The following is an 18,991-nucleotide window of genomic DNA, read 5'->3' on the forward strand; positions in this document are numbered from 1 at the left end:
GTCTATGAGCACCGAAAAGTCTGCCTTGCAACCGCCGATGCAGTGGGACGCCTGGGGCGATCCGGCCAAGAAGCGTGAACTGTCGGACGCAGTCACATCGTTGTTGACCGGATTTCTCGGTGTCTCCGCACCGACTCGATCGCGTCTCGCCATCGAAGACGTTCAGGTGACTCCGTCCGCTATGGCTCAGTCGCATGTCGAAGCGCTGGCAGGGCTGGTCGGGGCCGAGTACGTCAGCACCGAGGATTCCGATCGAATTCTTCGGGCCGGTGGCAAGAGCACCCCGGATCTGCTTCGCCGTCGTAGCGCCGAGCCGCAGGATGCCCCCGACGCAGTCGTCACCCCAGGGACAGACGCAGAGGTCGAGCAGGTTCTCCGATACTGCTCTGCCAACCGGATCGCAGTGGTCCCGTTCGGCGGCGGCACCAGCGTCGTCGGCGGGCTCGATCCCATCCGCGACGGGTTCGACGCAGTTCTTTCTCTCGACCTGCGTCGGTTCGATCAACTCGTCGGGTTGGACGAGGAGTCGGGCATCGCGACGTTCGGCGGCGGAACCACCGGCCCACGGGCCGAGGAGCTTCTGCGTGAACACGGCTTCTCGGTCGGGCACTTCCCGCAGAGCTTCCTGTTCGCCACTCTGGGCGGGTTTGCCGCTACCCGATCGTCGGGACAGGCGTCGGCTGGATACGGACGCTTCGAGGACATGGTCCAGGGCCTCACCGTCGTCACTCCGAGTGGTGTGGTCGAGACCGGGCGCGCGCCGGCATCCGCCGCCGGCCCCGACCTGGGTGAGCTCTTTGTCGGCTCCGAGGGCACCTTCGGCGTCATCACGCACGTGCGTGTGCGGGTTCACCGCCTGCCGGAGACCACAGTGCGCGAAGGGTGGAGCTTCCCCGACTTCGCCACCGGCGCAGCAGCATTGCGTGAGCTTGTCCAGGAGGGATCGGCTCCGACCGTGCTGCGGTTGTCCGACGAGGCCGAGAGCGGCGTGAATCTGGCGACCACCGACAAGATCGGCGAGAACGCCTTCACCGGTGGTTGCCTCGGCATCACCACCTACGAGGGCACCGCTTCGCACACCGCTGAACGGATGACGGAGGCCCGAGCAATTCTCACCGCTCACGGCGGCACGTCGCTCGGCGAGGAGCCCGGAAACAGCTGGGAACACGGGCGATTCGATGCGCCGTATCTGCGTGACGCTCTGCTCGACGTCGGCGCATTGTGCGAAACTCTCGAGACGGCAACCACGTGGGGCAACCTCGCGAGCCTGCGCTCCTCGGTCACCGAGGCGCTGACCAAGGCTCTCGTCGAGCAGGGGACTCAGCCGCTCGTGATGTGCCACATTTCGCACACCTACAAGACCGGTGCTTCGCTGTACTTCACCGTAGTCAGCGCGCAGACCGAGGATCCGATCGCTCAGTGGCACAAGGCGAAAACTGCCGCTGGCGATGCGATCATCGGCGCCGGTGGAACGATCACCCATCACCACGCTGTCGGCGCCGATCACCGCCCATGGATGAAGGACGAGATCGGTGAATTGGGCGCGAACATCCTTCGCGCAGTGAAGAATGCAGTGGACCCTGCCGGCATCCTCAATCCTGGAAAGCTGATTCCGTGACCGAAACCCGCAGTCAGATCGAGAAGGTTACCGTCCTGATCAATCCGATGGCGGGACATGGTCACGCGCCTGCGGCAGGACGCAAAGGTGTTGCGCGACTGCGCGCTCGGGGAGTTGCCGTCACCGAGATCATCGGAACCGACGCCGACGACGCCAAGAAGTTGGCGCGTCGTGCGATCGAGGAGGGTACCGACGCGCTCGTAGTGGTCGGCGGCGACGGTGCCATCAGTATCGGACTGCAGGCTGCCGCGTTGACCGCAACGCCCATCGGGCTCATCCCGGCGGGCACCGGCAATGATCACGCCCGTGAGTTCGGCATTCCCACAGGCGATCCCGAAGCAGCGGCCGATGTGATCGCAGACGGTGTCGTGCAGCAGTCAGATCTGGCGAAGATCACGCTGGCCGACGGTTCCGTCGTCTGGTCGGGAACCATCATCGCTAGCGGATTCGACTCGCTGGTCAGCGAGCGGGCCAATCGGATGTCCTGGCCCAAGGGGCCGATGCGCTACAACCTGGCGATGCTCGCCGAGTTGGCGAAGATGAAGCCGTTGCCGTACCGGATCGAACTCGACGACGAGGTCATCACGGTGGACGCGACGCTGGTCGCTGTTGGCAACGGCCGCTCGTACGGTGGCGGCATGCTCATCACTCCGGGTGCGTCGAAGTCGGACGGGTTGTTGGATCTGACCGTCGTCGGGCATGGTTCGAGGTTGCGTCTGGTGCGCCTGTTTCCGCGGGTGTACAAGGGAACTCACGTCTCGCTCGACGCGGTGCAGACGTACCGATCCAAGAAGGTGCGGTTGGTCTCCGAGGGCATCATCGCTTACGCGGACGGCGATCGGGTGGGGCCGTTGCCCATCACGATCGAGGCAGTTCCCATGGCGCTCAACATCTTGACGCACACTCGGATCTGAGTTAGGTCCTGCCGGTCACGCGCAGGTATGGGGCACGCCTCCGTCGAACCGCGAGGCCAACTGAACAGCATTGAGGCCGACCAGGGCTGGTCTGGTGACAAACGAATTTCGTTCCGCACCAGACCAGCCCGCCAGACCACACTCATATTGAGAGTGTTAGAACATCTTTTCAGTCGGCGCTTGCCGACTCCAGACTTCCCCACCCGGCGCCTTCACTGGATGCTGTGTTGAGACCGAACAAACCGATGGTGATGAGACCGGCGATCAGCGCCGCTACATTTGAAAAGTAGTCAGACGACATCGTATTGCACCTCAGCCTTTCTTAGGATAGCGCGGGGATCAACTCAGCGATTGGCCCCAACGAGCCCATCCATGAATCGAATACCACCGCAAGGAGGTCGAGAACTACTGCCTGCAAAGACATTGCGCGGTTGTTCCTTTCACTGGGGGATGAATCCGAACGATAGGTTCAGAGGGGTTCGGATCAGAAGATCGAACATCATAGGGAGCATCTGCGTCACCGTCTGGCCCAACGATGACGTGGCCTCGGCAATAGATCCCATCACTGCGCTCCGCTCGAATAATTGTTGGACGACATCGCGTTCAGGCCGTCGATTGAACCGCCCAGCACGGGTGCTACCCCGGAAATGAAAGCACCCATCAGGGCGACGAATACTGCAAGCATTCAAAGGTCCTTTACGAGACGGTGAAATGGAAGTTGTATGCCGACAGCCATATCAAGTGCTTGTGAGCAAGGAAGGTCGAGGTGCCGATGTGGGTGGTGCCCGCATTGGACCAGGGGTTAGCGCTCGTGACGGTTGACGGCGGAGTCGTAGTTGGTAGCGTGGCAGTGTTGAGCGTCAGTTCGACGTATCCACCGTTGTTGACAACGACATCGGACAGGCTCGAATTCGCATTGACACAGTACTTTCCGTTGGCGTCGGTCGCCGTGGATGTGCCGGTAAAGACCGGTACGGTCGGGGTTGCCGACGTCGGGTCATACAAGTTACCGGTGATCGTGACACCCGCGACTCCGGTGGAGCCGGAGCCTGAGGGCGGAGCCGAGTTCGAATTCCAGGTCCCTTTATAGACGTTGCCGCACAGTTGGTAGTTGGTTGTGGGTACCGAGTTCGCCGCTGCTGCGGATGCGGGCCCTGCGAATGCGAGGGTGGCGACTGAGGCCAGTGCTGCGGCCCCGAGTCCGATCTGCTTGATTTTCATACTGATTGATTCCTCACTGGTGAGATCTCGTGCGTATGTACATTTCCTTCGCGTGCGTGCGTGCGTGCGTGCGTGCGTGCGGGTCGGGTCGATGTCGTGACCTCAGTTGCACCCCTCAGCGCGTCTGAATCAGGCCATGAATTCGATAGGCCCGATTTGTGACAGGCAAGACGATAACCCGAAAAACTGAAACCTGTATCTGTTTTTTAGATCCGTCTTTTCGAGCTGGATGCTGCCGATTTGCCGCTCGACGGAAACGTGAGGGATTGCCAAAGATAGGCCATTTGGACGAGCCTCGAACCGGAAGCCATACGGCAAACGTGATGAAATATCACCTATGTGAACAGGGATGTAATTCTCTGTTGGGCGCCCTGGTCGAGTTCGACGTCCAGAATTGACTGTAAGGTTTGCCTCCTGTGGAAAATTCTCTGAGCAGCATCGAATCATCGAAAATTGTTCAAGAGAACTGTTAGAAGACGCTAGAAGTATATGTAGGTATGGAGTTTCAGTATTTGGAGATTGGGCGAAAAGTCGTGGGCGGAACTGTCGGCCAGAAGCTTTCTGAGAATTCCGTGTCAGCTCTGAAAACTTGCACATCAAGGTCTGCTTCGTTCCGGAAATTTCCCGCATATCACTAACACTTTTGACGGGTAATGGTATATCGATTCTTAATACTTTTGGAGAATGTGGAGAAAGTTTGGTTGCAACTTTTGGTGGGGTCAGCCCATTCCGCAGTGAATTTGCGGCAGCGATCGAGGATGCCCTGGAAGATGGGATGAAGCGCACAGCGGTTGCGCTGCCATTTATCTGGCGTGGTGCAGACGTGCCGATCGAAGAACGCTCGAGGCAGTTCCCACGGCGCTCAACATCTTGACGCACACTCGGATCTGAGTCGGTTCTTCCGGGCACGATGTAGCGGTGGTGTCAGACTTCTCGGATGAACTTATCGACGAAGTCGGTGCACCGCCGCACTGCGTGGACGTCGGAGAAATGGCAGCTAGCCACCGACATCCCGTTGACCGCTGCGGCCTGCCTGTTCTTGGTGGCGTACGCGTACCAAGTGCTGGCGCAACCGACGGGCCTTCCACATCGTCTGACCGAATGGACCATGTGGGCCGCGTGGGTCGTTTTTGCCGTCGACTACGCAGTTCGCCTGTGGTTGGCACCTGCCCGCGGTCGCTGGTTCGTCAGGCATCTCTTGGCTTTGGCGATGGTGGTGTTGCCCATGCTGCGTCCGCTGCGCCTACTTCGGTTGGTCACACTGCTTGCGATAGTCCACCGCTCGAGCGGGCAAAGCTTGCGTGGACGAGTGGTCGTGTACGCCACCTCTGCCACGGCCTTGCTGATCGGTGTTGCGGCGCTGGCCATGCTCGATGCCGAGCGTCACGCGCAGGGCGCTGCCATCACGTCGTACGGAACGGCATTGTGGTGGGCGATGGAGACGGTCACGACCGTCGGTTACGGAGACATGGCTCCCGTTACCACGACCGGGCGCATGATCGCCGGAGCATTGATGATCGGCGGAATTGCGTTGCTGGGCATCGTGACTGCCACACTCGCTTCCTGGTTGGTCGAGCGCGTGGCGGAACAGGACGAGGCATCCCAGGCTGCGACGCGTAAGCAGGTGGCGGCTCTGTCCGAGGAAGTCCGAGCCTTGGCTGCCAGCACTCACCGGGTTGATCTCGCGTCCGTCGATACCGATTCGCTGCGTCGTGAATTGGCGTCGAGGGGAGTCGTGGCGCAGCACGCGTCTTCAGGCAACTGACATGCATCGGAGCGAACAATAGAATGATGGTCTGATAATCTTGCGTGATGGTGGCGACCCACGGATTTCAGCGCGCGCGCAGGCCTGAGCAGATCGAAGCGCGTCGGTGCGCGATTCTCGATGCGGCCCGCGCGATGCTCGGGTCCAGGCCCGTCGCCGACATCAGCCTGCGTGAGCTCAGTGAGAGCGTCGGCCTGGCGAAGTCGAACGTGCTTCGCTACTTCGACAGTCGCGAAGCCATCTTACTCGAAGTGCTCGACGAGAACTGGGTTGCGTGGTTGGACGGGTTGTCCGAGTCGTTGACTCCGGCCGGTGACGACTCACCGTTCGCCACTGAAATCCATGTGGCATCGACGGTTGCGGAATCGCTTGTCGCACAGCGTTTACTGTGTGAGTTGATGAGCGTCATGGCAGGTGTCCTCGAAAGAAACATCTCCGTCGACTTCGCCCGTGACTTCAAGAAGCGGGCAACGGTCAACTCGGGGAGGTTTGCGTCGCTGATTCATTCGCAATTGCCTCACCTCTCGGAGGGCGACGCGGCTCAATTCGCCAAGGTGACCCTGGTGATTGTTGCAGGCTTGTGGCCGACTGCCGAGCCTGCCGAATCCATGGTCGTCGTACTGAACGAGATGCAGGCGCCCCCTGCTGCCGAAATGTTCGCAACCGGCCTACGTGAAGGTCTGATCAATCAGCTCGTCGGGCTGTCGGCGCGAGCGGCAACCCGAACGAGCTGAGCCCGTTCAGGCGCTGTGCAGCGTCAGGACGGTGATCTCGCTCGGTGCGAACACGCGGAATGGTGGACCCCAGAACCCGGTTCCGCGGCTTGTGTACAACTGCGTGCGGTCGCCGTGACGGGTGAGCCCGTGCACCGACGGTTGATCGAGTTTGACCAGAAGGTTGAAAGGCCAGATCTGTCCGCCGTGGGTATGACCGGCGAGCTGCAGATCCACTCCCGCGGAAGCGGACTGAGTTACCTGCTTCGGTTGATGGGCGAGCATCAGGATCGGCAAATCGGGGTCGGTGCCGGCAAGGGCCATATCGAAGTTCGCGCCGTGACCGTCGAGCTTCGATCCCAGAGCGGTGGCGTCGTCGACTCCGGCGATGACCAGGTTGTCGCCGCCCTTGGTGACGACGAGGTGCCGGTTGTGCAGGGCATCCCAGCCGATCGAGGTCATGTAGTCGAGCCACTCCTGAGCCTCGTGGAAGTACTCGTGATTCCCGGTGACGTAGACACGAGCGAGTCTGGCTTCCACCGACGCGAGGGGGGTGGCTTGGCCGAGGCGCTGCTCCACTGTTCCGTCGGCAATGTCACCGACGTGGGCCACGATGTCGGCGTCGAGTTCGTTGACTGCCGCGATAACGCGCGCGGACCACTTCTCGCGATTGATCGGGCCGAAATGGGTGTCGGTAATTGCGACTACTCGAAGCTTGTCCATTCCCGTTCCGAGCCGAGGGATGGTGACGTCGACGTGCTTGATCCGTGGCAGTCGCATGGCTTCCCGATAGCCCCAGATCAGCAGTACGGCCGAGACGATCAGCGCCGCAACGGCGACAATTCTCGACCGAAGCGGATCCTCCACGCCGCCGACGAGGAGTCCGAGTCGCAGGACTTCGGCGAGCAGCGTCCACACGAACACGACCCAGATGACTCCGAGGAGCGCATCGCCGACCATGCGAATGGGATCACGATCGGTGTGGCCATGGCTGAGCACCATCGAGGCAGGCAGGGTGATCAGGAGGGCGGCAAACAGAACGGTGCCGAACACTGTCACGGCCGTCGGCCAGTCCGGCCGGATGAACAAACTCCACCACGGGTACACGAACAGTAGGGCCAAGATCGACGCGACAATCGCGGAAATGGCCACGATCCGCAACGGTCTGCGGCGCGGAGCTTGGACGACGTCGGTCGCCTGGGGTGTAGTCACCCCGTAAGAGTAAAGGTCCACTGGTCTATTAACAAGGAGACGCCGGTCCGCTATTCGGTTGTCGGTGTCTTCGGCTAGTTTCCTGATGTTGAACTTGGTCCGAGCTCAGGTGGGTGGCATATGGAGAAGTACGACGTCAAAAAGGCCTACAAGGATCTCTATTCGCCCGGCCGTCGCGATTTTGCCTTCGTGACCGTCCCTCGCTTCGGCTACTTTGCCGTCGACGGTCACGGTGATCCCAACACTGCCACCGAGTACTTCGAGGCGCTCGAAGCGTTGTATTCGGTGTCCTACGCGACCAAGTTCGCGAGCAAGAAGGAACTGGATCGCGACTTCGTCGTGGGCCCGCTGGAAGGGTTGTGGCGGGCAGATGACCCCGAGGTGTTCGTGACGCGGGACAAGTCGTCGTGGGATTGGACGATGATGATCTCGCAACCGGAGTGGATCACGGAGACCGAACTGTCTGCGTCGATTGACGCAGTCCGGGCCAAGGCAGTGCGGGCCAAGAAGGACATTGCCGCTCTCGACAAGGTCAGGTTTCTCGAGTTGGAGGAAGGCCTGTCCGTTCAGATTCTTCACGTCGGCTCGTACGACGACGAAGCTCCCACCCTGGACCGGCTGCACAACACATTCATCCCGTCGAACAGCCTGAGCTTCAACGGCGATCATCACGAGATATACCTCAGCGACGCTCGCCGGACGCCGCCCGAGAAACTGAAGACGGTTCTGCGTCAGCCTGTTTCGAGGTAGCGATTACGGCTCGAGGCCGCGCAACTTCTCGAGGTCGCGTCGCTCACGTTTGGTCGGTCTGCCGGCGCCGCGATCACGTCGCGGGATGGACGCGATCAGTTCGGGAGGCGGTGGGGGTGGTGAATTATCCTGCAGGCAATCGGCGGCCAGCACGGCGCTGACTCGTTTCGTGATCGGCTTGACTACTACGACGATGCGCTCGATGCCGGATACGCGCACCCGTACCTCGTCGCCGGCTTTCACCTGCTGAGCCGCCTTTGCCGACGTTCCGTTGACCCGAACGTGTCCTGATCGGCATGCGGTCGCCGCCTGCGAGCGTGTCTTGAAGAGTCGAACGGCCCACGTCCAGCTGTCCACGCGGACACTGATCGCGTCGGAGGGGAGTTGGGCTGGCACGCTCTCCAGCCTACCGATGCAGGCTCAAAGACCCTGTGTGCGGATACCCGAGTATGCGCGCGGTGCGTACTGCAGACGTAGGGGAAGTAGATGCCAGAACCGATCGGTCAGTGTCAGGAAGCGGGCGAACCAGAAGTACATTCGTTCGTCGCGCGGCGTCCATTCCCATCCGAGGGTTTCGCGTGCCTTCTCCGGCATCAGTGCCTTGCCGATCCAGTTCGCCACGGCCATCGTGGGGCGCGAGGAGAGTTTCCACAACCACGTCGGCACCTTCGGCGCCGGTGCGATGTTGTGCTCGGAGATGCGCGTCGACCACTTCGTGGTGTGAGTGTTGATCAACTGGTTGTCGAGCATGTCTTCCCAGTACGCGCGAAAGCTCGCGTAGTCGTCGAAAGCGGGTCGATCGGTGAGACCGTAACAACGCCACCAGGTTACGGCCTCACGGACAAGCTGGTCCTTCTGCTCCGGTGTGAACTTCTTGTATGCGAATCGTTCGTTGAAATCGAGTATCACCTCGAAGAATGTGACGTGAGTCCACCAGAAAGTGTCAGGAGCGAGGGCGTGGTAGCGCCCGCCGGTTTCGTCTGTTCCTTTGAGATCGGTGTGGAAGTTGCGAACGAGCATGCCTGTGCCCTCTTCGGTCCGGTCGTACACGACCCCGTAGATGGGAGGCAGTGAGCGGAACAGGCGGTCGAGCGGATTGTCGAAGAAGTTCGAATGATCTTGCAGCGCTCCACTTACCGCAGGGTGCATGTTCTGCAGCGTGCCTGCGCGTCCGAGATACAGCAGACCGCGAACGTCGCCGAAGTGTGTCCACGTCAGGGAACCGGGGCCGATCGGATCGGCTCGTAGTTCCCGGGGTTCTGGTCGCACCTGGGGCTTCGGTAGTTCCCCGGGCTTGGGTCGACGAGTGTCGGTGTCCGGATCGCTGCTCATCTGGTTGACCCTCCGCCTGCGCTCATGTGACAACGGTTGTTGTCACATGATGACTTTTGCTGCGCCGCGCGAATTTGTCAATGGATTCGGCAAGATCTGCCCGAAACAACTCCGGCCCCTCACCTGCGACAGGTGAGGGGCCGGAAGAGTGAAGCGGTCGGACTCAGGCGTATTCGTAGAAGCCGCGACCGGTCTTCTTGCCGAGGCGACCGGCGTCGACCATGCGGCGAAGCAGTGCCGGCGGAGCGTAGTGCGGTTCTGCGAATTCCGCGTACAGCGACTCTGCTGCTGCGAGAGCGATGTCGAGACCGACGGTGTCGAGGAGCGTCAGCGGACCCATGGGGTAGCCGCAGCCACCCTTCATGGCCTCGTCGATGTCTTCTGCTGTGGCGTAACCGGATTCGAGCATCCGGACGGCCTGGCACAGGTACGGGATGAGCAGGGCATTGACGATGAAGCCCGAGCGGTCGCCCGCTCGAACCGTCTTCTTACACAAGGTGTTCTTTGCGTAGTCGGTGACGGCGAGGACGGTCTCTTCGGACGTTGTGAGGCTGACCACGATCTCCACGAGCGGCATGACCGGCACGGGGTTGAAGAAGTGAACGCCCACAACCTGGCCGGGACGCGAGGTGGCCTTGGCGATCTTGATGACGGGGATCGACGAGGTGTTGGTCGCCAGAATGCCTGCAGGCTTGACGATCTTGTCGAGCTTGCCGAAGATCTCGTACTTGAGAGCCTCGATCTCGGGAGCCGCTTCGATCACCAGATCGCGATCGGCGAACTCTTCGATGTCCAGGGTGACGCGAACGCGTGCGACGGCGGCGTCGGCGTCTTCCTGGGTGATCTTGCCCTTGGCTACGCCGCGGTTGATCGACTTGGCGATCCGCTCGCGAGCGGCGGCCGCGAATTCTTCTTTGGTTTCGAGCACCAGTACCGAGCTACCGGCTTTTGCACAAACTTCGGCAATGCCGGCACCCATGGTGCCGCCGCCGATTACGCCTACGAGTTCCACGATTCTCCTCAAGATTCTTCAGACAGGGGGCAACCCCCCGTGCGCGGTTAAGGAGTCTATGGACTGCCTAACCGCGCACAGGGCCGGAGGCCCTACTTCAGCAGCGCACGCGACATCACGACGCGCTGAATCTGGTTGGTGCCCTCGTAGATCTGCGTGATCTTGGCGTCGCGCATCATGCGCTCGACCGGGAAGTCGGTGGTGTAACCGGCGCCGCCGAACAGTTGCACGGCGTCGGTGGTGACCTCCATGGCAACGTCCGAAGCGAAGCACTTGGCGGCAGCGGAGATGAAGCCGAGGTTCTTCTCGCCACGCTCGGCGCGAGCAGCGGAGGTGTAGACCATCAGACGTGCGGCTTCGACCTTCATTGCCATGTCGGCGAGCATGAACTGAACAGCCTGGAAGTCGCTGATGGACTTGCCGAACTGCTTGCGGTCCTTGGTGTATGCCAGTGCTGCGTCGAGTGCACCCTGGGCCAGGCCGACGGCCTGGGCGCCGATGGTGGGACGCGTGTGGTCGAGGGTCTCGAGAGCCGTCTTGAAGCCGGTGCCCGGTTCGCCGATGATGCGGTCACCGGGGATGCGGCAGTTCTCGAAGTACAGCTCGGCGGTGGGGGAGCCCTTGATGCCGAGCTTCTTTTCCTTCGGTCCGACGACAAAGCCCTCGTCGTCCTTGTGGACCATGAAGGAGGAGATGCCGTTGGCACCCTTGTCGGGATCGGTGACAGCCATGACGGTGTACCAGGTGGACTTGCCGCCGTTGGTGATCCAGCACTTGGAGCCGTTGAGGATCCAGTCGTCGCCGTCAGCCTTGGCGCGGGTACGCATCGAGGCAGCGTCGGATCCGGCTTCACGCTCGGACAGTGCGTACGACGCCATTCCGCCGTTGACGAGGTCCGGGAGCACCTTGGACTTGAGCTCTTCGGAACCCTTGAGGATCAGGCCCATGGTGCCGAGCTTGTTCACGGCGGGGATCAGCGAGGAGGAGCCACAGACGCGGGCAACTTCCTCGATGACGATGCAGGTGGCGACGGAATCGGCGCCCTGGCCGTCGTAAGCCTCGGGGACGTGGATGGCGTTGAAGCCCGACGCGTTGAGGGCGGTGAGAGCTTCCTCGGGGAACCGTGCGTTCTCGTCGACGTCCTTGGCGTACGGCGCGATTTCCTTCTCGGAGAGTCCGCGGATAGCAGCCCGCAGTTCGTCGTGCTCTTCGTTCAGCGCGAAGAGATTGAAATCCGGGTTTCCTGCCATGGGAACGCTCCTTGGTGAAGGTGGCTTGAAGGCGGTCGGTGCGGCTCCGGCGTTACCAGCGAGATTCGCGGACAGACCGGTGCCAATGACTCCAGTCAAACACGGCACTGAGTGCCAGGTCAAGGGATGGGCGTGTGAAGTTTCGGTGCACGAGGAGTGTCAGCCGAGTTGTTCGTGGATCTTTCTGCTGATCTCCTCGGGGGAAGTGCCCGGGGCGAACGCTACTACCAGCACAGACTTCGATTCTGGCGTGCTGGTCTTGGATCCGGGGGCCACGCCGTACGTCCGCCGAACGTCGAGAAGCGCCTGACTCAGCGCTTCGGCTGTGGCGTCCTCGTCGCCCTTGATCATGCTTCGCAAGAGGTAGTTGTGGCACGCGGTGACAGCTGCGGCAAAACCGACAACCTCGAGGACGGGTTCGCGCGGAACAGCGCTGCGGAGGTAATCGACGAAAAGGCGCTCGTAGCGGAATCCGGTGACCAGCTCGCGATCGCGGAGGGCCGGGACATGCTGTACGACGCGGTATCGCCGCATCGACAGGTCTCGGTTCCGGCGGAAGAAATCGAAGACCAGTCCCGCGGCCTCGCACACGGACGCCCAGGGGTCGGCGGAATCGGATGCAAGGAATTCGGCGACGTGTTCGAGGAGGGATTCGTGATCGGCGAAGATCACGTCTTCCTTGGAGCGGAACTGCCGGAAGAACGTCCGACGCGATACACCGGCTGCAGCGGCGATCTGCTCGACGGTGGTGGCTTCGTACCCGTTCTCCGAGAACAACCGGATCGCTTGAGACGCGACGTGCACCCGAAACTGTGCGGGGTCAGTTCCGGGCAAGTCTGCGCGTTCACTCATGGGGACAAGTATTGCGCCTGTGAGCACGATCCCGGTGTGACGGGCAGGATCGAGGTGCCGGGCAGTTCTGTATCAACGGTGTGCGGTGGATGTGAATTGGTAGGTTGCCGCCTCGACGATCTCCTCGGGGGAGATAGCGATCTCCTCGTTCAACCATGCGGTGACCAACTCGGCGAGGCCGCCTACAAAGAGCAGTCCGTTGATCTGACCTTGACGTGGTGGCCAAGCTCGGTCGCCGTACATTTGCGTGGCTTCGTCCGCGACCATCTGAGCGAAGCCGTGCAGTACTGCGCGTCGGTGTGTACGCAGGGGTTCGTATGCAGCGGATTCGATCATTGCCACACGGCCCTTACGGGGATCCTCGGTGAGGATGGTGACAAACGACGCGATGGCATCTCGTACTCGCTGCTCGAGGGTCCCGTCGCTCGCTCGTAGTGCGGCCAGACCTGCGTCGCGGACCTCGTCGGCAATCCCGTCCAGGATCTTTTCCAGCAATTCGTCTCTGCTGGAGAAACTTTCGTAAAAGTAGCGTTCCGTCAACTTGGCCTGTGCGCAGATAGCGGTCATCGTGGCGCCGCGATTGCCTGAGGCCGCGAAGAGTTCCATCCCTGCCTCCATCAAGCTCTCGCGCCGCAGCGCTGAGCGCTGGTCGCTGCTCAGGCCGGCATATCGACGCGGCGTAGGCGGAGTCATAGGTCGATATTGACAGATGCATGAGTGTGACGCAGACTACTGTCAATCTGACAGGAGACACTGTCAGATTGAGCGAGAGTAGAGGTCACAGTGCCCAAGATCCTGGCTCGACCCCCGATGAACTCGCCGTTGCACCCGATTTCGGGTCGTTCCGGGCTGCCCCTGGTCGGGCACGCGCTGGCATACATTCGCGATCCACTCGCTCTGATGCAGGAGAACTGGGATCGATTCGGCGAGGTGTCCTGGTTCTCCATGGTCGGTCGGCGATGGATCGCTGTACTCGGACCTGACGCGTGTCAGGAGGTCCTGCAGAACAAAGATCGGGCTTTCGTCAACAGCGACGGCTGGTCGGTGCTGATCGGCCCCTTCTTTCACGGTGGGCTGATGCTGCTCGATTCCGAAGAACACTTACGACACCGTCGAATCATGCAGCAGGCGTTCACTCGATCACGACTCGAGAAGTCTGTCGACGTTCTCAACCCGGCAATCGACTCGGCGCTCGACGCATGGTCTCCCGCTGACGGATTCCGTGCCTATACGGCACTGAAGACGTTGACCCTCGATCTCGCCACCGACATTTTCATGGGCGGCGCGGAAGGAAGCACCGAGAGCGAAATATCCTCGGTGAAGAAGGCTTTCGTCGATTGTGTCCAGGCAGCAACCTCTCTGGTTCGCTACCCCGTGCCGGGGACGCGATGGAAGCGAGGGCTCGACGGCCGCCGGGTCCTGGAAGACTTCTTTCGTCGTTACCTGCCGGCGCGTCGAAGTCTCGAAACCGATGACCTGTTCTCCGTGCTCTGTCACATCGAATCCGAAGCGGGACAACGCTTCAGCGACGACGAAGTGATCGACCATATGATCTTCCTTCTGATGGCCGCTCACGATACCTCGACCATCACCCTTTCCACGATGATGCAATACCTGGGTCAGCACCCAACGTGGCAGGACAAGTGCCGCACAGAATCACTTGCTCTGGGGACCTCGATGCCGAGTTATGCAGATCTCGACGGGCTGAGCAGTCTTGATCTGGTGATGAAGGAATGCCTCCGACTCGTCTCTCCCGTACCGGTCATGGCGCGGCGAGCGGTCCGCGACACCCAAGTGCGGGGTCGCTTCGTACCGGCGGGAACGTATGCCGCCGTCGCTCCTCATTTCACACACCACATGTCGCAGTACTGGCCTGATCCCGAGCGTTTCGATCCCGAGCGCTTCGCCGAGAACCGACGCGAAGACAAGGTTCATCGATACGCGTGGGAGCCGTTCGGCGGTGGAGTGCACAAATGTCTCGGAATGCACTTCGCCGGCGCCGAGATCAAGGCAATCATGCATCACCTCCTCCTGCGCTTCGAATGGAATGTCGACGCCGATTACGTCGCCCCGCTCGACTTCACGTCCTTACCGTTCCCTTCCGACGGTCAACCTGTCGATCTGCGTCGGCGTCCCACTCCGGTGCGCTGAGCCCCTACGTCCGAGTTACTTCGACGCCCGCAGTTCGAACTTGAGGACCTTGCCGGTCGGGGTGCGAGGAAGGTCGAGGGGGAAGACGATGTCGCGGGGAACCTTGTACCCGGCCAGCAAGGTGCGGGTGTGCTCCACGATGTCTTCTGCGGAAGCCTGTAACCCCTTGCCCAGCACCACGAATGCTTTGGGACGCTCGCCCCACTTCTCGTCCGGAACGCCGACGACTGCCACGTCGATCACCGCAGGGTGGCTCATGATCGCCTGCTCCACCTCGACGGTGGAGATGTTCTCGCCGCCCGAGATGATGATGTCCTTCGCGCGGTCCTTGAGCTGGATGTAACCGTCGGGATGCATGACGCCGAGATCTCCGGAATGGAACCAGCCACCGGCAAACGCTTCGGCGGTCGCGGCTTCGTCGCGGTAGTACCCGAGCATCACGTTGTTGCCGCGGAGCACGATCTCACCCATGGTCCGGCCGTCGGCGGGAACGTCGTTCATCTCGGCGTCGACAACGCGAGCATTCTCGGCCTGCACCATGCCGACTCCCTGGCGGGAGAGAAGTGCGGCACGCTCGGACTGAGGCTTCTCGTCCCAAGCCTTCTGGTACTCACAGATCGTGTACGGCCCGTAGACCTCGGTGAGCCCGTACACGTGGACGACGGTGACGCCGATGTCTTCGAGCTTTCCGATGATCGTCGGCGACGGGGGAGCGCCGGCGGTGGTGATGCGCAGGGCGTCGACCTTGTGAGCCTGCTCGGCATCGGCGATGGTCGAGCAGACGGTGGGGGCGCCGCACAGATGCGTCACGCCCAGATTGTCGATGGCGTCCCAGATCGCGTCGGCGCGGACCGCACGCAGGCAGATGTGTGTGCCCGCTGCCTGAGTGACGGCCCACGGCGTGCACCACCCGTTGCAGTGGAACATCGGCAGTGTCCACAGATACTTCGTAGATCCGTCGAAGCCGTTGTGAAAGGTCTCGCCGAGCGAGTTCAGGTACGCCCCGCGGTGGGAGTACATGACGCCCTTGGGCTTCCCGGTGGTGCCCGAGGTGTAGTTGATGGCGATGCACTGTTGCTCGTCGTCGACGCCCCAGTGCAGTGGCTGATCGGCGAGTGCTTCGCCTTCGGCAATCAGATCGGCGTATTGCCCGGTGACGATTCCGGCGGGAACGTCCGGATATGGGACGGTGGAGTCCGGGATCTCGATGATCTCGCGCAAGCTCGCCACGTTTGTCTTGGACGAGGTGACCGAACCGACGAATTCGGAGTCGACGAACAGGATCGTGGTTCCCGAGTGATCGAGAATGTACTCGAGTTCGGGACCGGCGAGGCGTGAGTTCAGGGCGATCAGGACTCCGCCGGCGAGTGGGACGGCAAAATGCGCGAACAGCATCTCGGGAACGTTCGGAGCCAGATATGCAACGCGGTCACCGGGCTGAATGCGTTCACGCAGGACGCGGGCCAGCGATGCGACCTCGTCTCCGAAGTCGCGGTACGAGTAGGTCCGGTCGCCGTGTACGACGGCGGTGCGATCGGGGAACACCGCGGCGCTGCGCTCGAGAAAGCGCAGCGGACTGAGCGGGGTGTTGTTGGCTGCAACAGCTGTCGGGACAGACAAGGTTCCTCCGAAGGCGACGTGGCTCGGTTGGTGTCACGATAAGTGTGATCGGCACTACAAATGGTCTGGATGCACGCTATTGCCCAGTCACAGGTGCCGCTACCCTCTGAATTGGGTATGTGGGATGCCGGGAGGTGCGTGTGAGCAGGGTATTGAGGCCGAGCGACGACGACGCGTTGCGCGCCGAGCTGCGTCGACTACATCCCCGGACCGAGTTGCCGGTTCTGTTCGGCGGTTGTGTGAGCGACCGGTCGCTCACCATCACCGGGCACGTGGGCACTCGCAGCAACATCCTGCGAAACCTGCAAATCGACGCCGAATGCGGACTCGGTGGCCGGGCGATCGCAGAACAACGACCGGGCGCGGTCCAGGACTATGCGAACTCGTCGCACATCACGCACGACTATGACTACGAAGTGGGCGCCGAAGCGATCGAATCCTTGATGGCAGTCCCGATCGTCGTACGCGGGGTTACTCGCGGAGCGATCTACGGAGGACTGCGTGCCAACCTGCCGATCGGCGACGTGATCGCCGAGACGATGATGCGATCGTCGTACGCGTTGGCCCGCGAATTCGAGATCCGCGACGAAGTGGATCGGCGCGTGGCGATGCTCGATACCGCTGCGGTGGAACATGGTTCGAACCGCGACGCCCAGATCTCCGAGGGATTGACCGAGAGCGTACTGGCGCTCGGCGAGATCGCGGCGAACCTCGAGGACACGACTCTCAGCGCGCAGGTCCACGCCGTCGAGGCAAAGCTTCGGGCATTGGCCTCGCCGATTCCCTCCGCGAACACTCCAGCCGCGAACGCCGTTGTCCTGTCACCACGCGAGCGGGAGGTGATGGGGTACGTCGCCCTCGGACTACGAAATGCCGAGATCGCCGAGAGGTTGTCCTTGAGCGTCGAAACGATCAAGACGTACATGCGGAATCTGATGGGAAAACTCGACGTCCGCAGTCGTCATGAAGCGGTCGTGGAAGCGCGGCGGCAGGGTTTGATTCTGTGAGGGCTTGATTCTCTGATCGGTCCCGCCAAGCGGAATTTCGGAACTGCGTCGCCGCCCCGGTTGATATGACGGACCTCACTATCGGCAGAGTTCTACACGAGTGATGAGGGCATCGATGCAGGATTTGTTCGACAACAACGACATGACCGGCCTGGCCGAAGCAATCAAGAGCGGCGACGTCTCCGCCAAGGAAGTCCTCGAGTTCAGCCTGGACAGGCTCGACGAGCGCAACCCGGCAGTCAACGCAGTGATCAGTGAGCGTCGCGAGGAAGCGCGCAACGAGGTATCAGGCGGTCTGCCGGAAGGTCCACTGCACGGCGTCCCGTTTGTGATCAAAGACCTCGGCATGGACGTCGCAGGATTGCCGAGCACCAATGGATCTCGATTGTTCGCCGACGCTGTGGCAGAGGAAGATTCGACGCTCGTCGAGCGCTACCGTCAGGCTGGTCTGGTTGTCATCGGCAAGACGAACACCCCGGAGTTCGGCAAGAACGCCAGTACCGAACCTGCGCTGTTCGGACCCACCCGCAACCCGTATGCACTTGATCGTTCGCCCGGCGGATCTTCGGGTGGCACGGCTGTAGCTGTTGCCGTCGGGATCGTGCCAGGCGGACATGCCAGCGACGGTGGTGGATCGATCCGTATTCCCGCATCGGCCTGCGGCTTGGTAGGCCTCAAGCCGAGCCGTGGACGCACTCCGACGGCACCGGCGCGCACGCTCTTCTCGTCGCCGATGAGTGTTCATCACGCACTCACCCGAAGTGTCCGCGACACCGCGCTGCTTCTCGACCTGTCCGCCGGACCGACAGTTGGCGATCCTTACGTGATTCTGGCGCCGAAGCGGCCGTACGTCGAGGAAGTGGGCGCGGATCCCGGACGGTTGCGGATTGGTCTGAGTAACGCGCTGCCGGACGGCACCCCGGTTGATCCGGAATGTGCGGCCGTCACAACCAGTGTTGCCGGCCTGCTCGAAGAACTCGGTCACGATGTCACCGAGAGTGCCCCGAACTTTCCCCTCGATGCGCTTACTGCCGGGCTTTCGGTGTTGATGGGTATTCCGATGACGATCGAGGTCGACGAACGACTCGCGGTCCTGAACCGCGCAATCCGGGACGACGACCTCGAGCCGATGGCCCGGATGATCTACGACCGTGCGAAGTCCGAAAGTGCGACGAACGTCGTCACGGCGTTGCAGGAACTCGAGCGGGCAGCCCAGGTGATCGGTGCGTTCTTTGTCGATCACGATCTGTTGCTGACGCCGACGATGGCTCGGCCGGCAGCTCCGCTCGGTCTGCTCGATACGGCAAATCCCATGTCGATCTGGGAACACTCGGCCGGATACAGCGGTTTGACCAGTCCGTTCAACAGTTCCGGTCAGCCGGCGATTTCCTTGCCGATGGGGCACGACTCGGCCGGTGTGCCGATCGGCGTTCAGTTGGTCGGTGCGTTCGGACGCGAAGATTTGCTGATCCAGGTTGCGTCGCAGCTCGAAACGGCCCGTCCGTGGTCCATTGCGCCGGTGTGGCCGCCGGTCCCGGTCTAACGCGCGCGGTTGTTCGAGCAAGGGGAGGGCG

At 61.6% G+C, this 18,991-nt stretch carries 20 protein-coding genes; 9 read left to right on the forward strand and 11 right to left on the reverse strand.

The features are described from left to right. The first annotated feature begins 37 nt into the window (after nt 1-37). The gene (locus ACFWAD_RS07980; RefSeq protein WP_378542942.1) at nt 38-1,618 is read left to right on the forward strand and encodes an FAD-binding oxidoreductase; all 1,581 of its coding nucleotides are present in this window, start codon (nt 38-40) and stop codon (nt 1,616-1,618) included. Further along, nucleotides 1,615-2,532 carry a diacylglycerol kinase gene (locus tag ACFWAD_RS07985; protein ID WP_378542642.1) on the forward strand — a complete coding sequence of 306 codons (918 nt, stop codon included), beginning with the start codon at nt 1,615-1,617 and terminating at the stop codon, nt 2,530-2,532. Before ACFWAD_RS07980 ends, ACFWAD_RS07985 begins: the two co-directional genes overlap by 4 nt. A gap of 169 nt (nt 2,533-2,701) precedes the next feature. On the opposite strand, the gene ACFWAD_RS07990 is transcribed toward ACFWAD_RS07985, so the two are convergent. From ACFWAD_RS07990 to ACFWAD_RS08000, 3 genes are all read right to left on the reverse strand, one after another. Continuing rightward, nucleotides 2,702-2,833 carry a hypothetical protein gene (locus ACFWAD_RS07990; RefSeq protein ID WP_256063007.1) on the reverse strand — a complete coding sequence of 44 codons (132 nt, stop codon included), beginning with the start codon at nt 2,831-2,833 and terminating at the stop codon, nt 2,702-2,704. A gap of 261 nt (nt 2,834-3,094) precedes the next feature. Then, nucleotides 3,095-3,217, reverse strand: coding sequence for a hypothetical protein (locus tag ACFWAD_RS07995; RefSeq protein WP_256063008.1), 123 nt, complete (start codon nt 3,215-3,217; stop codon nt 3,095-3,097). A gap of 11 nt (nt 3,218-3,228) precedes the next feature. Then, a complete protein-coding gene (locus tag ACFWAD_RS08000) occupies nt 3,229-3,753 on the reverse strand; it encodes a hypothetical protein (protein ID WP_378542644.1) in 525 nt (174 codons plus the stop codon). Nucleotides 3,754-4,342: 589 nt separating this feature from the next. Between ACFWAD_RS08000 and ACFWAD_RS08005 the strand changes: the two genes are divergently transcribed. The 3 genes from ACFWAD_RS08005 (at nt 4,343) to ACFWAD_RS08015 (ending at nt 6,252) form a co-directional block, all read left to right on the forward strand. Then, nucleotides 4,343-4,627 carry a hypothetical protein gene (locus tag ACFWAD_RS08005; RefSeq protein WP_378542646.1) on the forward strand — a complete coding sequence of 95 codons (285 nt, stop codon included), beginning with the start codon at nt 4,343-4,345 and terminating at the stop codon, nt 4,625-4,627. 63 nt (nt 4,628-4,690) lie between these two features. Next, complete coding sequence (locus tag ACFWAD_RS08010) at nt 4,691-5,518, forward strand: potassium channel family protein (RefSeq protein ID WP_378542648.1); 828 nt, start codon at nt 4,691-4,693, stop codon at nt 5,516-5,518. Between the two features lie 47 nt (nt 5,519-5,565). Next, the gene (locus tag ACFWAD_RS08015; RefSeq protein WP_378542650.1) at nt 5,566-6,252 is read left to right on the forward strand and encodes a TetR/AcrR family transcriptional regulator; all 687 of its coding nucleotides are present in this window, start codon (nt 5,566-5,568) and stop codon (nt 6,250-6,252) included. Nucleotides 6,253-6,258: 6 nt separating this feature from the next. On the opposite strand, the gene ACFWAD_RS08020 is transcribed toward ACFWAD_RS08015, so the two are convergent. After that, a complete protein-coding gene (locus ACFWAD_RS08020; RefSeq protein WP_378542652.1) occupies nt 6,259-7,443 on the reverse strand; it encodes a metallophosphoesterase in 1,185 nt (394 codons plus the stop codon). 120 nt (nt 7,444-7,563) lie between these two features. On the opposite strand from ACFWAD_RS08020, the gene ACFWAD_RS08025 reads away from it, so the two are divergent. Continuing rightward, nucleotides 7,564-8,193 (forward strand): GyrI-like domain-containing protein, encoded by a 630-nt coding sequence (locus ACFWAD_RS08025; protein ID WP_378542654.1) that lies wholly within the window; start codon nt 7,564-7,566, stop codon nt 8,191-8,193. 3 nt (nt 8,194-8,196) lie between these two features. On the opposite strand, the gene ACFWAD_RS08030 is transcribed toward ACFWAD_RS08025, so the two are convergent. The 6 genes from ACFWAD_RS08030 to ACFWAD_RS08055 form a co-directional block, all read right to left on the reverse strand. After that, on the reverse strand, nt 8,197-8,589 hold the full coding sequence (locus ACFWAD_RS08030) for an RNA-binding S4 domain-containing protein (RefSeq protein WP_029256216.1): 393 nt from the start codon (nt 8,587-8,589) through the stop codon (nt 8,197-8,199). Nucleotides 8,590-8,613: 24 nt separating this feature from the next. Further along, nucleotides 8,614-9,525 (reverse strand): oxygenase MpaB family protein, encoded by a 912-nt coding sequence (locus ACFWAD_RS08035; protein ID WP_378542656.1) that lies wholly within the window; start codon nt 9,523-9,525, stop codon nt 8,614-8,616. A 163-nt stretch (nt 9,526-9,688) separates the two neighbouring features. Beyond that, complete coding sequence (locus tag ACFWAD_RS08040; RefSeq protein ID WP_378542658.1) at nt 9,689-10,537, reverse strand: 3-hydroxybutyryl-CoA dehydrogenase; 849 nt, start codon at nt 10,535-10,537, stop codon at nt 9,689-9,691. Between the two features lie 92 nt (nt 10,538-10,629). Beyond that, nucleotides 10,630-11,787, reverse strand: coding sequence for an acyl-CoA dehydrogenase (locus tag ACFWAD_RS08045; protein WP_003939784.1), 1,158 nt, complete (start codon nt 11,785-11,787; stop codon nt 10,630-10,632). Between the two features lie 159 nt (nt 11,788-11,946). Beyond that, nucleotides 11,947-12,639, reverse strand: coding sequence for a TetR family transcriptional regulator (locus tag ACFWAD_RS08050; protein ID WP_378531702.1), 693 nt, complete (start codon nt 12,637-12,639; stop codon nt 11,947-11,949). Nucleotides 12,640-12,711: 72 nt separating this feature from the next. After that, a complete protein-coding gene (locus ACFWAD_RS08055; RefSeq protein ID WP_378531704.1) occupies nt 12,712-13,332 on the reverse strand; it encodes a TetR/AcrR family transcriptional regulator in 621 nt (206 codons plus the stop codon). A gap of 90 nt (nt 13,333-13,422) precedes the next feature. On the opposite strand from ACFWAD_RS08055, the gene ACFWAD_RS08060 reads away from it, so the two are divergent. Then, a complete protein-coding gene (locus tag ACFWAD_RS08060) occupies nt 13,423-14,790 on the forward strand; it encodes a cytochrome P450 (RefSeq protein WP_378542660.1) in 1,368 nt (455 codons plus the stop codon). Nucleotides 14,791-14,805: 15 nt separating this feature from the next. Here ACFWAD_RS08060 and ACFWAD_RS08065 read toward each other — a convergent pair whose 3' ends face one another. Continuing rightward, nucleotides 14,806-16,410: an acyl--CoA ligase family protein gene (locus tag ACFWAD_RS08065; RefSeq protein ID WP_378542662.1), complete on the reverse strand. Its 1,605-nt coding sequence runs from the start codon at nt 16,408-16,410 to the stop codon at nt 14,806-14,808. A gap of 140 nt (nt 16,411-16,550) precedes the next feature. On the opposite strand from ACFWAD_RS08065, the gene ACFWAD_RS08070 reads away from it, so the two are divergent. Next, complete coding sequence (locus tag ACFWAD_RS08070; protein ID WP_378542665.1) at nt 16,551-17,417, forward strand: response regulator transcription factor; 867 nt, start codon at nt 16,551-16,553, stop codon at nt 17,415-17,417. Between the two features lie 115 nt (nt 17,418-17,532). Further along, the gene (locus ACFWAD_RS08075) at nt 17,533-18,960 is read left to right on the forward strand and encodes an amidase (RefSeq protein WP_378542667.1); all 1,428 of its coding nucleotides are present in this window, start codon (nt 17,533-17,535) and stop codon (nt 18,958-18,960) included. Nucleotides 18,961-18,991: the final 31 nt, after the last annotated feature.

This window comes from Rhodococcus sp. NPDC059969 (assembly GCF_042738325.1).
Lineage (GTDB): Bacteria > Actinomycetota > Actinomycetes > Mycobacteriales > Mycobacteriaceae > Rhodococcus_F.